Here is a 14163-nt window from a genome sequence, read left to right as displayed (position 1 = left end):
GGCAGCATATAATATCGAATTGGAAGAGTTTCATATTGCCTATCAATGGTTATTACGTGTTGAAAGAGAAGGATATTTGCCCGTATAATTATGAAAAAGAATCGTTCAGTTCTTGAAACGAGCATATTCTATGTTATAATGTAAGGGTTGCAAAAGGCAGAAATCTGCCTGTTTGTAAGAGAAGAGAAGTGCAATTCTCTTACTTAATATGTTTCATATTATTCTCGAACAAAATATACCGTAGTTGTCTTCTGGGCAATTAGTAGATTGGAACATTATATCTGAAAGCTTTTGCTAGAGGGTTATTTGTGTATTTGTTATTTCAAAAAAGAGATAATGAAGATTTTAATCTATAGAGGTATGTGCATACATTATTATAGTTGGAGGGAAAGAATAAATGTCTACAAAATGGGAAAAATTAGAAGGTAACGTTGGCGTTTTAACAATCGAAGTTGATGCTAAAGAAGTAAACAACTCTATCGACGCTGCGTTCAAAAAAGTAGTAAAAACAATTAACGTACCAGGTTTCCGTAAAGGAAAAATGCCTCGTCCATTATTCGAACAACGCTTTGGTATTGAATCTTTATACCAAGATGCTTTAGATATCATTTTACCAAAAGCATACGGTGAAGCGATTGAAGAAGCTGGTATCTTCCCAGTTGATCATCCTGAAATCGACATCGAGAAGTTCGAAAAAAATGCTAACCTTATCTTCACTGCAAAAGTTACAGTGAAACCTGAAGTTAAATTAGGTGAGTACAAAGGTTTAGCAGTAGAAAAAGTTGAAACAACTGTAACTGACGAAGATGTAGAGAACGAATTAAAATCTTTACAAGAGCGTCAAGCTGAACTAGTTGTTAAAGAAGAAGGAACTGTTGAAAACGGTGATACAGCTGTAATCGACTTCGAAGGTTTCGTTGATGGCGAAGCATTTGAAGGCGGAAAAGGCGAAAACTACTCTCTAGCAATCGGTTCTGGTACATTCATCCCAGGTTTCGAAGAGCAAGTAATCGGTCTTAAATCTGGTGAGTCTAAAGACGTTGAAGTATCATTCCCAGAAGAGTACCATGCTGCTGAATTAGCTGGCAAACCAGCAACATTCAAAGTAACAATTCACGAAATCAAAACAAAAGAACTTCCTGAGTTAAACGACGAGTTCGCTAAAGAAGCAGACGAAGCGGTTGCAACTCTTGATGAATTAAAAGCAAAACTTCGCACAAACTTAGAAGAAGGCAAAAAGCACGAAGCTGAGCACAAAGTACGTGACGAAGTAGTAGAATTAGCTGCTGCTAACGCTGAAATCGAACTTCCAGAAGCTATGATCAACACTGAGTTAGATCGTATGGTTCGTGAATTCGAGCAACGTTTAAGCCAACAAGGTATGAACCTTGAGCTTTACTACCAATTCACAGGTACTGACGCTGACAAATTAAAAGAGCAAATGAAAGAAGATGCACAAAAACGTGTAAGAATCAATCTTGTTCTTGAAGCTATCATTGAAGCTGAAAACATCGAAGTTACTGAAGAAGAAGTAACTGCAGAAGTTGAAAAAATGGCTGAAATGTACGGTATGCCAGTAGACGCTATCAAGCAAGCTCTTGGAAGTGTAGACGCTTTAGCTGAAGATCTTAAAGTGCGTAAAGCTGTAGACTTCTTAGTAGAAAACGCTGCATAATAAAATAACAAGGCACGATTTTAATCGTGCCTTGTTTTATAAATATAGAAATATATTTATAAAACTTTTCGATGGAGAAGGAAATGTTCCTTTACAAGTCGAATATACATATTTCAAAAGTTTTAAAATTTTTTTATTTGTACATAACTAGTCATATTATTTGTATTTCTCGCCACGTAGTGACATAATATGTATTTACATACGATACATTTATCGTGTACATACGAAGGCAAGAGGTTAGCACTTTGTAAGGGGTGTGAAAATATGTTTAAATTTAATGATGAAAAAGGGCAATTAAAATGTTCTTTCTGTGGTAAAACACAAACGCAAGTTCGAAAGTTAGTGGCAGGTCCAGGTGTTTACATTTGTGACGAGTGTATCGAACTTTGTACTGAAATTGTACAAGAGGAGCTTGCGAAGGACGAAGAAGTAGAATTCAAAGATGTACCGAAACCGGTAGAAATTCGTGAAATCTTAGATGAGTATGTCATCGGGCAAGATAGCGCGAAAAAAGCACTAGCGGTAGCGGTATATAATCATTACAAACGCATTAATTCTAACAGCAAAATTGATGATGTAGAATTAGCGAAGAGTAATATCGCACTTATCGGGCCAACAGGTAGTGGTAAAACATTACTGGCACAAACGTTAGCGCGTATTTTAAATGTTCCATTTGCAATCGCGGACGCAACATCTTTAACAGAAGCTGGATATGTTGGGGAAGATGTAGAAAATATCTTACTAAAATTAATTCAAGCAGCTGATTATGATGTAGAGAAAGCGGAAAAAGGAATCATTTATATTGATGAGATTGATAAAGTGGCACGTAAGTCCGAAAATCCATCAATTACACGTGATGTATCTGGTGAAGGTGTGCAGCAGGCACTTCTGAAAATTTTAGAAGGTACTGTAGCAAGCGTTCCACCTCAAGGTGGTCGTAAGCATCCGCACCAAGAGTTCATTCAAATTGATACAACGAACATCTTATTCATTTGTGGTGGAGCGTTTGATGGCATTGAGCCGATTATTAAACGTCGCCTTGGTGAGAAAGTAATTGGATTTGGTTCTGAGAAGAAAAATGCTGATGTAAATGAGAAGCATGTTTTATCTCACGTATTACCAGAGGATCTTTTAAGATTTGGTTTAATTCCAGAGTTTATCGGTCGTCTTCCAGTTATTGCGAACCTAGAGCCACTTGATGAAGATGCTCTTGTTGATATTTTAACGAAACCGAAAAATGCACTTGTTAAGCAATTCCAAAAACTATTGGAGCTTGACGATGTTGAGTTAGAGTTTGAAGAAGGTGCACTAATCGAAATTGCGAAAAAAGCAATTGAACGTAAAACGGGTGCTCGTGGACTTCGTTCTATTATTGAAGGCTTAATGCTTGATGTAATGTTCGAACTTCCATCTCGTAAAGATATCGAGAAGTGTATTCTTACAAAAGAAACAGTAGCTGATAATGAACCGCCAAAATTGGTGTTACAAGACGGTACTGTACTTGATACAAAAACATCTGCATAATGCGAAAGGGAAACAGCAATTTTTATAATTGCTGTTTTTCTTTATGTTTAGCTACGTTCCTCCGCGGAAATACTAAGAGATAAAATATTGCGGGAGGAAATAAATAATGAGCTGGACAAATATATTTTTAGTTGTTCAACTTGTTTTTGGTGTAATTGTCGGATTATATTTCTGGCATTTACTTCGAAATCAACGAACACAAAAAGTTTCAATTGATCGAGAATCGAAAAAAGAATTAGAACAGCTTCGTAAAATGCGTGAGATTTCTTTAACAGAGCCGCTAGCAGAAAAGGTGCGTCCTACAACCTTTTTAGATATTGTAGGGCAAGAGGACGGGATTAAGTCGTTAAAAGCGGCTCTTTGTGGTCCGAATCCGCAACATGTAATCATATATGGCCCGCCAGGTGTTGGGAAAACAGCGGCAGCACGTCTTGTATTAGAAGAAGCGAAACGAAATCCTAAATCTCCATTTCGTACGAATGCAACATTTATTGAACTTGATGCGACGACAGCTCGGTTTGATGAACGTGGTATCGCAGACCCTTTAATTGGTTCGGTGCATGATCCGATTTATCAAGGTGCTGGGGCGATGGGACAAGCAGGTATTCCGCAACCGAAAAAAGGTGCTGTAACAGATGCGCATGGTGGTATTTTGTTTATTGATGAGATTGGCGAACTCCATCCGATTCAAATGAACAAAATGTTAAAGGTGTTAGAAGATCGAAAAGTATTTTTAGAAAGTGCGTACTATAGTGAAGAAAATACGATGATCCCAACATATATACATGATATTTTCCAAAAAGGCTTACCGGCAGATTTTCGCTTAGTTGGAGCAACGACACGTTCGCCAGAGGAAATTCCTCCTGCTATTCGGTCACGTTGCTTAGAAGTATTTTTCCGTGAATTAGATACGGAAGAAATTCAAAAAGTAGCGAAAAATGCCGCGGAAAAAGTAGAAATGCAAATAGGCGAAAATGGTATTGAAATGATTGGGATGTATGCAAGAAATGGACGAGAAGCGATTAATCTCGTGCAAATCTCTGCTGGTATGGCGATAAATGAAGAACGTTCTTTCATTAAAGATGAAGATATAGAGTGGGTTGTTCACTCAAGTCAGCTTACACCGAAATACGAAAAGCACATTTATCCGATTCCAAGGATTGGTCTTGTAAATGGTCTTGCTGTATACGGACCAAATACAGGTGCGTTATTAGAAATTGAAGTAACAGCAATTCCGGCGAAAGATAAAGGGTCGGTAAATGTTACCGGAATTGTAGAAGAAGAAAGTATTGGTAGTCAAACGAAATCGATTCGCCGTAAAAGTATGGCAAAAGGCTCTGTTGATAATGTATTAACAGTACTTCGTTCTTTAGATGTGTTGCCAGAAGGATACGATATACATATTAATTTTCCAGGTGGTATCCCAATTGATGGACCTTCTGCAGGAATCGCTATGGCAACAGGTGTATATTCTGCGGTGCATCGCACATATGTAAATAATGAAGTAGCGATGACAGGTGAAATAAGTATACACGGAGAAGTAAAGCCTATTGGTGGCGTGTACGCAAAAATAAAAGCTGCGAAAAAAGCGGGAGCTAAGAAAGTCATTATTCCTGCTGAAAATATGCAACCATTTTTGTATACTATAAAGGGAATCGAAATTATTCCTGTCCGTAAGTTAAAAGAAGTATTTGAGTTAACATTTATGCAAGAAAATGCGCATAGAGAGCTAGATGTACATACTAACGTAGACGAAACAGATGCACAATCTATGTAAAAATAAACAATAATAAAATTTGCCAGACTTCGTTTAAGTTTGTATGCTTAATCGGAGTCTTTTTTCTTTTCGTGAGGTAGAAAAATAAGCTATTTATAATTGCGAGGAATCTCAGCAATTGCATCTAGGTGTATTGTAATATAAAATAGTTGAACAGGAGTTTAATTTATTATGGAGGTGCTATGTCTAGTATGAATACGAACGAAAGAATCGTGCCCCTCCTACCATTAAGAGGCGTTCTCGTATATCCAACGATGGTTTTGCATCTTGATGTAGGACGTGATAAATCGATACAAGCACTAGAGCAGGCGGCAATGGATGAAAATATCATCTTTTTAGCAATGCAAAAAGAAATGAATATCGATGATCCGAAAGAAGATGACATATATAGTGTAGGTACAGTGGCGAAAGTCAAGCAAATGTTAAAATTGCCGAACGGTACGCTTCGTGTCCTTGTGGAAGGTTTACATAGAGCAGAAGTAATAGAGTTTATCGAAGAAGAAAATATAGTACAAGTGTCTATTAAAACGGTAACTGAAGAAGTAGAAGATGATTTAGAAGAGAAAGCTCTTATGCGTACGTTACTGGAGCATTTCGAACAATATATTAAAGTTTCGAAAAAAGTTTCAAATGAAACATTTGCAACGGTAGCTGATGTAGAAGAACCAGGGAGATTAGCTGATCTAATTGCTTCTCACTTGCCGATTAAAACGAAGCAGAAACAAGAGATTCTAGAGATTGTATCTGTAAAAGAACGATTACATACACTTATTTCAATTATTCAAGATGAACAAGAGTTACTTAGCCTAGAAAAGAAGATTGGACAAAAAGTGAAACGTTCAATGGAGCGCACGCAAAAAGAATATTTCTTACGTGAGCAAATGAAGGCGATTCAAACTGAACTTGGCGACAAAGAAGGTAAGGGCGGAGAAGTAGAAGAACTTCGTGAAAAAATTGAACAGTCAGGAATGCCTGAAGAAACAATGAAGGCTGCGCTGAAAGAATTAGATCGTTATGAAAAGTTACCAGCAAGTTCTGCGGAGAGTGGTGTTATTCGCAATTATATTGATTGGTTATTAGCGCTTCCGTGGACAGAGGCAACAGAAGATATAATTGATCTTGCTCATTCAGAAGAGATTTTAAATAACGATCATTACGGTCTTGAAAAAGTGAAAGAGCGTGTACTTGAATATTTAGCTGTACAGAAGTTAACGAATTCATTAAAAGGACCTATCCTTTGTTTAGTAGGCCCTCCTGGGGTCGGCAAAACTTCGTTAGCGCGTTCAATTGCAACATCATTGAATCGTAAATTTGTCCGTGCATCTCTTGGTGGTGTGCGTGATGAATCTGAAATTCGTGGTCACCGCCGTACATATGTTGGAGCAATGCCAGGACGCATTATTCAAGGTATGAAAAAGGCGAAAACAGTTAATCCAGTCTTCTTATTAGATGAGATTGATAAAATGTCTAACGATTTCCGTGGAGATCCATCAGCGGCATTACTTGAAGTATTAGATCCAGAACAAAACCATAACTTCAGTGATCATTACATTGAAGAACCATATGATCTATCGAAAGTTATGTTTGTAGCAACCGCTAATACACTTTCAAGTATTCCAGGTCCATTACTTGACCGTATGGAAATCATTTCGATTGCTGGCTATACAGAACTTGAAAAAGTACACATTGCTCGTGAGCATTTATTGCCGAAACAATTAAAAGAGCATGGCTTACGAAAAGGTAATTTACAAGTGCGTGATGAGGCGCTTCTTGAAATTATTCGTTATTATACACGTGAGGCTGGTGTTCGTACGCTAGAACGCCAAATTGCAAAAGTTTGCCGTAAAGTAGCGAAAATTATCGTTACAGCAGAACGTAAACGTATCGTTGTGACAGAGAAAAAGATTGTTGATTTACTTGGTAAACACATATTCCGTTATGGGCAAGCTGAAAAAACAGACCAAGTTGGTATGGCAACAGGTCTAGCTTACACAGCAGCAGGCGGCGATACACTTGCAATTGAAGTTTCTGTAGCGCCAGGAAAAGGGAAACTAATTTTAACGGGGAAACTTGGGGATGTTATGAAAGAATCAGCACAAGCTGCGTTTAGTTATATACGCTCTCGTGCAGAAGAGCTTCAGATTGACCCGAATTTCCATGAGAAAAATGATATTCATATTCATGTTCCAGAAGGAGCAGTTCCAAAAGATGGACCGTCAGCAGGTATTACGATGGCAACGGCACTTATTTCTGCACTAACAGGTATTCCTGTAAGTAAAGAAGTAGGTATGACAGGTGAAATTACACTTCGTGGTCGTGTATTACCAATTGGTGGCTTAAAAGAAAAAACATTAAGTGCTCACCGCGCAGGCTTAACAAAAATTATTTTGCCAGCAGAAAACGAGAAAGATTTAGATGATATTCCAGAGAGCGTAAAAGAAAACCTTACGTTTGTGCTTGCATCTCATTTAGATGAAGTATTGGAGCACGCATTAGTAGGAGTGAAACAATGAAAGTAACAAAAGCAGATATTGTAATTAGTGCTGTTAAACCAGAACAATATCCAGACAGTGATTTACCAGAAATTGCATTAGCAGGTCGTTCAAATGTCGGGAAGTCTTCCTTTATTAATAAAATTTTAAATCGTAAAAAGTTAGTGCGTATTTCTTCTAAACCAGGAAAAACGCAAACACTGAACTTTTTCTTAATCAATGAGATGATGCATTTTGTTGACGTTCCAGGTTATGGATATGCGAAAGTGTCTAAATCGGAGCGCGCGGCATGGGGGAAAATGATTGAAACGTACTTTACAACGCGTAAGCAATTAGACGCAGCTGTATTAGTAGTTGATTTACGTCACCAACCAACAAGTGATGACGTGATGATGTATGATTTCTTAAAGCATTATGAAATCCCAACAATTATTATTGCGACGAAAGCCGATAAAATCCCGAAAGGGAAATGGCAAAAGCATTTAAAAGTTGTAAAAGAAACGCTTGCTGTTGAAATTGGCGATGAAATCGTTCTATTCTCTTCTGAAACAGGACTTGGAAAAGAAGAAGCGTGGAAGGCAATTCATAAAATGACAAAAACAAAAAACGCGTGACGAATGTCGCGCGTTTTTTTATTTACTACATTTTTTATTTTACGTTTAATGTAACCTCGATATTTCCTCTCGTTGCTTTCGAATATGGACATACACCGTGAGCCGCTTCTACAAGTTCTTTTGCTTCGCTATGTGAAACGCCAGCGACATGTACATCAAGCACGGCAGATAGGCCAAAACCACCATCTGTATCTTTTCCGATAGAAACGTGAGCGGTTACTTCTGTACTTTCTACTTTCATACGTTTTGTACGAATGACAAGTTGTAATGCACTATCAAAACAAGCTGCATAACCAGCTGCAAATAGTTGTTCTGGATTTGTTGCTTCTCCGCCTGCACCACCTAGTGCTTTCGGCATTTTTACATCAAGATTTAATATGCCATCATCTGAAACTACTTTCCCATTTCTTCCACCTGTTGCTGTTACTGAAGCAGTATATAATTTATCCATATTTATTCCCCTTTTCCATCATTAATTGTTTTCATTGTTTCAATTAGTTTATTTAGCTCAATTAATAAAGAGCGATATTCTTGCTCTGTAATTCCTAAATTTGTAGCCATCGTTGTCGGTAATGAACAAGCCTTTTCCTTTAAATCTTTGCCTTGTTCTGTTAATTCAATACAAACTTTTCGCTCGTCTTCTTTGGAACGAACACGTTTTACAAGTTTTAATGATTCCATTCGTTTTAACATAGGTGTTAACGTACCGGAATCTAAAAATAGACGTTCTCCAATTTCTTTTACTGTTAGTCCATCTTGCTCCCATAGTACGAGTAAAGTAATGTACTGGGGATACGTAATACCCATCTCTTCTAAATAAGGTCGATAAAAACGAGTAACCTCTCTAGAACAGGCATAAATAGAAAAACAAAGTTGGTTATCTAGATGCAAAGAGTCCTCTGTCATACATAACTCCCTTCTAATTAAGTTGTGCACAACTTAATTTTGTAAAATCAATATAACGAAAAAGAAATAAAATGTCAAATACATTGTATTGAGAAAGTGTTTGCTACATTTTGGAACAATCATACATATTTTCCTTCATGATGAAAGAAGATAGGAAAGATGATGTTATAATTTATATGGAATAGTTTCCATCACTTGATTATGAGGACTTTTTTTGGTAACGTACAAATAGAGTTATTAATTTATAATCATTATAAAGTAGAAGATTTCTTTATTAGTTTACTGAATCTCCTTTATTACATACGGAGAATAATTAAAAAATAATCGGTTGTTCACACGATTGTCAGATTCATAAGAGGAAAGTTGTATTATGATAGTAGATAAAGTGATAAAACGGGTGAAGGGGGACATGCTGCGTGCATATTCTTGTTGTTAGTGTAAATTATCGAACAGCCCCTGTAGAATTTCGTGAGAAACTCACATTTCAGGCAGCAGAGCTAGAGCGAGCGATGACTACATTACAAAATCAAAAGAGCGTGTTAGAGAATGTCATTGTATCAACTTGTAATCGCACTGAGATTTATGCTGTTGTCGATCAATTACACACGGGACGGTATTATATTAAGAAGTTTTTAGCTGATTGGTTTCAGCTTGAAATAGAAGAAGTCGCGCCATATTTAACTATTTTTGAACAAGATGGTGCAATAGATCATTTATTCCGCGTAACGTGCGGTTTAGATTCGATGGTAGTCGGAGAAACACAGATTTTAGGTCAAATAAAAGATAGCTTTTTAGAAGCGCAACAAGTTAAAGCAACAGGCACAATTTTTAATGAATTGTTTAAGCAAGTCATTACATTAGCAAAACGTGCCCACTCAGAAACAACAATCGGGGAAAGTGCAATGTCTGTTAGTTATGCTGCTGTTGAGCTTGGAAAGAAAATATTTGGCGAGTTAACAGATTGTCATGTGCTTATTCTTGGTGCTGGTAAAATGGGCGAACTTGCACTGCAAAACTTATATGGAAGTGGTGCTCGTAAAGTAACAGTTATGAATAGGACACTTTCGAAAGCAGAAGTAATGGCTGAGAAATATATGGGACATGCAAAATCGTTAAGCGAATTGCAATGTGCATTATTAGAAGCAGATATTTTAATTAGTTCAACTGGTGCATCTGAGTATGTCATTACGAAAGAGATGATGACAAAGGTGGAGAAAATGCGCTCTGGTCGCCCTTTATTTATGGTTGATATTGCAGTACCACGTGATATTGATCCAGCGATTGATGAGTTAGAAGGTTCTTTTTTATATGACATTGATGATCTGCAAGGAGTAGTGGAAGCAAATCGTGCTGAGCGTTTGAAAGAAGCGGAGAAAATTCAATTTATGATTGAAGAGGAAATTGTTCTATTTAAAACGTGGTTAAGTACACTTGGTGTTGTTCCATTAATATCAGCTCTTCGTGATAAGGCACTTGCAATCCAAAGTGAAACGATGGTAAGCCTAGAGCGAAAAATACCAAACCTTAGTGATCGTGAGAAAAAAGTCATTAGTAAGCATACGAAAAGTATTATTAATCAATTATTAAAAGACCCAATTTTAGTAGCGAAAGAAATAGCTGCTGAAGAGGGAGCGAGCGAAAAATTAGCGTTATTTGCGAAGATTTTCGATTTAGAAACGGAAGAAGTAGAGAGTCGTGCGGAAGAAGTAGAACATAAAAGAGTGTGGACACCATCCGTTCCATCTTTATAATTTGGAAGGATGATCGGATGAGTTTTTTAAATAACAGTATTATTTATCATATTGCAATTATTTTATATGCTTGTAGCATTAGTTTATATTTTATAGATTATTTCCAAAGTAACCGAAAGGCGAACCGATTTGCTTTTTGGTTACTTTCGATTGTATGGGTATTGCAGTCTATTTTTATGTTGCTTAGGGCGACAGATTCAGAAACGAACCCCATTTTAACTTTATTATCAGGGATTTATTTTTATGTTTGGTTATTGATTACGATGTCGTTAGTCATAAATCGATTTATGCGCGTTGACTTTTTAGTCTTCTTTACAAATGTTGTTGCATTTGGCGTAAGCGCTTTTTCTATTTTTACACCGCTCGGAAAGATGTCGCCAGTACTTGCAGAGCAATTAGTTTCAGAACTTGTATACGTGCATGTTGGAATGGCGATTATTTCTTATGCAACGTTTACGGTATCATTTATTTTTTCTATTATGTATTTACTGCAATATCGCCTATTAAAAAAGAAAAAGTGGAATGCGAGATTAAGAAGGTTAGGGAATTTACCGAAGCTTGAATCTACGTCTTACGGATTAAATTTATTTTCTGTTCCATTTTTCTTACTAGCAATTTTATTAGGATGTATATGGGGATATACAAAATTAGATAATTTTCATTGGTATGATACGAAAGTAATTGGTTCGTTTGTCGTTCTATTTGTATACTGTGCGGGCTTGTATTTAAGAGCGGCAGATGTATTGCAAGGGAAGAAAATTGTACTGTGGAATGTAGGGGCCTTTCTCGTAATGCTAGTTAACATTTTTTTATTAAGTAGTTTATCTAATTTCCACTTTTGGTATTTATAATGAGGAGAGAGAATTATGCGCAAAATTATTGTAGGGTCACGAAAGAGTAAGCTAGCATTAACACAAACAAACTGGTTTATTGATCAGTTAAAAGCACTTGGTTTACCATATGAATTTGAAGTGAAAGAAATTGTCACCAAAGGTGATGTGATTTTAGATGTTACTCTTTCAAAAGTAGGCGGAAAAGGTTTGTTCGTTAAAGAAATTGAGCATGCGTTACTTACGAAAGAAATCGATATGGCTGTACATAGTATGAAAGATATGCCAGCCGTACTTCCAGAAGGGTTAATGATTGGCTGTACACCAAAGCGTGTTGACCCTCGTGATGCTTTTATCTCAAAAAATGGAGCATCGTTTAAAGAGTTAGCGGAAGGTGCTATTTTAGGTACGAGTAGTTTAAGACGTAGTGCACAGCTACTCGCTGCGAGACCAGATTTACAAGTGAAGTGGATTCGCGGAAATATCGATACACGTTTACGTAAATTAAAAGAAGAGGATTACGATGCGATTATTTTAGCGACAGCTGGATTACAAAGAATGGGCTGGGATGATGAAGTTATTACAGAACATTTAGATGAAACGTTATGTGTACCTGCTGTAGGACAAGGTGCATTAGCGATTGAATGTCGTGAGGATGATAAGGATTTATTGCAGTTGTTAGCGCATATGAATGATGCGATAACAGAAAGAACAGTGGCAGCGGAGCGAGTATTTCTTCATAAACTTGAAGGTGGATGTCAAGTTCCAATCGCTGGATATGCAACCCTTAAAGAAAACGATACAATCGAATTAACAGCTCTTGTTGGCTCTATGGATGGCTCTGTTTTATTAAAAGAGACAGTAGTAGGTACTAATCCTGAGGAAGTAGGATTAGAAGCCGCGGGCCGTTTAATTAAACAAGGCGCCAAAGAACTCATTCTTGCTGCAAATAAGGAGCAACAATAAATATGAACGCTCTCGCTGGAAAAACGGTATTGATTACACGTGCCCAGCATCAAGCGAAACAAATGAGTGTAGCAGTGAAAGAAAAGAGCGGAATTCCATTGGAAATTCCGCTTTTGCATATGGAAGGTATGTCTCATAGGCAAATTCAACATATTGAAGGGCAGCTACATTCGTATGACTGGGTTATTTTTACGAGCAGAAATGGTGTAGCTTTTTTTCTAGATAGTTTGAACAAGAAACTACCGCTAACCATTAAAATTGCTGCGGTAGGTGTGAAAACAAAATTAGAGTTAGAAAAAAGGGGCTATCAAGTTCATTTTGTTCCAACTTCATTTGTTGCAGAAGCATTTGCAGAAGAGTTTCTAAAAGAATTAAGTGGAAACGAACGTATTTTATTTCCGAAAGGGAATATAGCAAGAGAGGTAATTCCGGTTGCACTTCGGGAAATTGGTGTTTCTCTAGATGAGCTAATCGTATACGGTACGAAAGTGAATATAGAAAAAAAGCAAGAGCTTATAGCGGCATTGAAGTTAGGGAAAGTAGACATTATTACATTTACGAGCCCTTCAACTGTTACTAGTTTTGTTCGTTTACTTGAGGGTGCAAACTGGAGAGAATGGACAAAAAAATGTACAATTGCTTGTATAGGACCTATTACGGAAAAAGAGGCAAGCCGTTATTTTCCGTCTGTTATTGTGCCGAAAGAGTACACTGTAGAAGCATTACTACAATGTGTTTGTGAATCTATAAAATGAAAGAATGGGGATAGAAATCTATGAACTCTTTACAATTTAATCGTCATCGTCGTTTAAGACAAAGCGGTAGTATGCGTGCACTTGTGCGTGAAACGTTTTTACATACGGAAGATTTTATTTACCCTATTTTTGTATTAGAAGGTGAAAATGTTCGTAATGAAGTTCCTTCTATGCCAGGCGTATATCAAATGTCTTTAGATTTATTGCAAGCTGAAATGCAAGAAGTTGTTGATTTAGGTATTCGTTCTGTTATTGTATTTGGTTTACCTGCTGAAAAAGATGAAGTTGGATCATCAGCATATTGTGATCATGGAATTGTACAACGTGCTATTCAACAAATTAAAGGCGATTTCCCTGAGCTAGTAGTAGTTGCAGATACATGTTTATGTCAATTTACAAGTCATGGTCATTGCGGTGTAATTGAAGATGGTATTATTTTAAATGACGAGTCTCTTGCAGTTCTTGCGAAAACAGCTGTAAGTCAAGCGAAGGCAGGGGCGGACATTATTGCGCCATCAAACATGATGGACGGCTTCGTAACAGCAATTCGCCATGCATTAGATGAAAATGGTTTTGGACACGTGCCAGTTATGTCGTACGCTGTGAAATATTCATCAGCGTTTTATGGGCCATTCCGTGATGCTGCGCACGGTGCGCCGCAATTTGGTGACCGTAAAACATATCAAATGGACCCAGCGAACCGTATGGAAGCATTCCGTGAAGCAGAATCAGATGTAATGGAAGGGGCTGATTTCTTAATTGTAAAGCCAGCTCTTTCTTACTTAGATATCATTCGTGATGTGAAAAATAACTTTAATTTACCAATCGTTGCTTACAACGTAAGTGGTGAATATTCAATGATTAAAGCGGCAG

At 37.2% G+C, this 14163-nt stretch carries 12 protein-coding genes; 10 read left to right on the top strand and 2 right to left on the bottom strand.

The genetic code is table 11. The features are described from left to right. Positions 1–397 precede the first annotated feature (397 nt). From tig to ysxC, 5 genes are all read left to right on the top strand, one after another. A complete protein-coding gene (gene tig, locus MR160_RS29735) occupies positions 398–1675 on the top strand; it encodes a trigger factor (protein ID WP_098578087.1) in 1278 nt (425 codons plus the stop codon). 264 nt (positions 1676–1939) lie between these two features. Then, the gene (clpX, locus tag MR160_RS29730) at positions 1940–3199 is read left to right on the top strand and encodes an ATP-dependent protease ATP-binding subunit ClpX (RefSeq protein ID WP_000472289.1); all 1260 of its coding nucleotides are present in this window, start codon (positions 1940–1942) and stop codon (positions 3197–3199) included. 106 nt (positions 3200–3305) lie between these two features. After that, positions 3306–4976: an ATP-dependent protease LonB gene (lonB, locus tag MR160_RS29725; RefSeq protein ID WP_000119171.1), complete on the top strand. Its 1671-nt coding sequence runs from the start codon at positions 3306–3308 to the stop codon at positions 4974–4976. 182 nt (positions 4977–5158) lie between these two features. Continuing rightward, positions 5159–7489: an endopeptidase La gene (lon, locus tag MR160_RS29720; RefSeq protein WP_000097281.1), complete on the top strand. Its 2331-nt coding sequence runs from the start codon at positions 5159–5161 to the stop codon at positions 7487–7489. Then, positions 7486–8082 (top strand): ribosome biogenesis GTP-binding protein YsxC, encoded by a 597-nt coding sequence (gene ysxC, locus MR160_RS29715; protein WP_000869118.1) that lies wholly within the window; start codon positions 7486–7488, stop codon positions 8080–8082. Before lon ends, ysxC begins: the two co-directional genes overlap by 4 nt. 34 nt (positions 8083–8116) lie before the next feature. On the opposite strand, the gene MR160_RS29710 is transcribed toward ysxC, so the two are convergent. Both MR160_RS29710 and MR160_RS29705 read right to left on the bottom strand, forming a co-directional pair. Then, positions 8117–8533: an organic hydroperoxide resistance protein gene (locus MR160_RS29710; RefSeq protein WP_097825881.1), complete on the bottom strand. Its 417-nt coding sequence runs from the start codon at positions 8531–8533 to the stop codon at positions 8117–8119. A gap of 2 nt (positions 8534–8535) precedes the next feature. Beyond that, complete coding sequence (locus MR160_RS29705) at positions 8536–8988, bottom strand: MarR family winged helix-turn-helix transcriptional regulator (protein WP_000133913.1); 453 nt, start codon at positions 8986–8988, stop codon at positions 8536–8538. A 416-nt stretch (positions 8989–9404) separates the two neighbouring features. Between MR160_RS29705 and hemA the strand changes: the two genes are divergently transcribed. From hemA to hemB, 5 genes are all read left to right on the top strand, one after another. Next, positions 9405–10739, top strand: a complete 1335-nt coding sequence (gene hemA / locus MR160_RS29700; protein ID WP_000547868.1) for a glutamyl-tRNA reductase — start codon at positions 9405–9407, stop codon at positions 10737–10739. A gap of 17 nt (positions 10740–10756) precedes the next feature. Further along, entirely contained in the window at positions 10757–11590 is an 834-nt protein-coding gene (locus tag MR160_RS29695; protein WP_000009002.1) for a cytochrome c biogenesis protein, read from the top strand. Positions 11591–11605: 15 nt separating this feature from the next. Beyond that, on the top strand, positions 11606–12535 hold the full coding sequence (gene hemC, locus MR160_RS29690; RefSeq protein ID WP_001226403.1) for a hydroxymethylbilane synthase: 930 nt from the start codon (positions 11606–11608) through the stop codon (positions 12533–12535). 2 nt (positions 12536–12537) lie between these two features. Continuing rightward, a complete protein-coding gene (gene hemD / locus MR160_RS29685) occupies positions 12538–13290 on the top strand; it encodes a uroporphyrinogen-III synthase (protein WP_000992324.1) in 753 nt (250 codons plus the stop codon). A 20-nt stretch (positions 13291–13310) separates the two neighbouring features. Continuing rightward, positions 13311–14163, top strand: an 853-nt coding sequence (gene hemB / locus MR160_RS29680) for a porphobilinogen synthase (RefSeq protein WP_242298891.1), incomplete at its 3' end; no start/stop codon positions are given.

The organism is Bacillus cereus group sp. BfR-BA-01382 (assembly GCF_022663475.1).
Lineage (GTDB): Bacteria > Bacillota > Bacilli > Bacillales > Bacillaceae_G > Bacillus_A > Bacillus_A thuringiensis_S.
This window is presented reverse-complemented; position numbering and strand designations above follow the sequence as displayed.

What these genes read in the sequence shown, in the direction of transcription:
- tig (WP_098578087.1), top strand. Translation starts at nt 398, where the DNA reads ATGTCTACAAAATGGGAAAAATTAGAAGGTAACGTTGGCGTTTTAACA.
- clpX (WP_000472289.1), top strand. Translation starts at nt 1,940, where the DNA reads ATGTTTAAATTTAATGATGAAAAAGGGCAATTAAAATGTTCTTTCTGT.
- lonB (WP_000119171.1), top strand. Translation starts at nt 3,306, where the DNA reads ATGAGCTGGACAAATATATTTTTAGTTGTTCAACTTGTTTTTGGTGTA.
- lon (WP_000097281.1), top strand. Translation starts at nt 5,159, where the DNA reads ATGTCTAGTATGAATACGAACGAAAGAATCGTGCCCCTCCTACCATTA.
- ysxC (WP_000869118.1), top strand. Translation starts at nt 7,486, where the DNA reads ATGAAAGTAACAAAAGCAGATATTGTAATTAGTGCTGTTAAACCAGAA.
- MR160_RS29710 (WP_097825881.1), bottom strand. Translation starts at nt 8,533, where the DNA reads ATGGATAAATTATATACTGCTTCAGTAACAGCAACAGGTGGAAGAAAT.
- MR160_RS29705 (WP_000133913.1), bottom strand. Translation starts at nt 8,988, where the DNA reads ATGACAGAGGACTCTTTGCATCTAGATAACCAACTTTGTTTTTCTATT.
- MR160_RS29695 (WP_000009002.1), top strand. Translation starts at nt 10,757, where the DNA reads ATGAGTTTTTTAAATAACAGTATTATTTATCATATTGCAATTATTTTA.
- hemC (WP_001226403.1), top strand. Translation starts at nt 11,606, where the DNA reads ATGCGCAAAATTATTGTAGGGTCACGAAAGAGTAAGCTAGCATTAACA.
- hemD (WP_000992324.1), top strand. Translation starts at nt 12,538, where the DNA reads ATGAACGCTCTCGCTGGAAAAACGGTATTGATTACACGTGCCCAGCAT.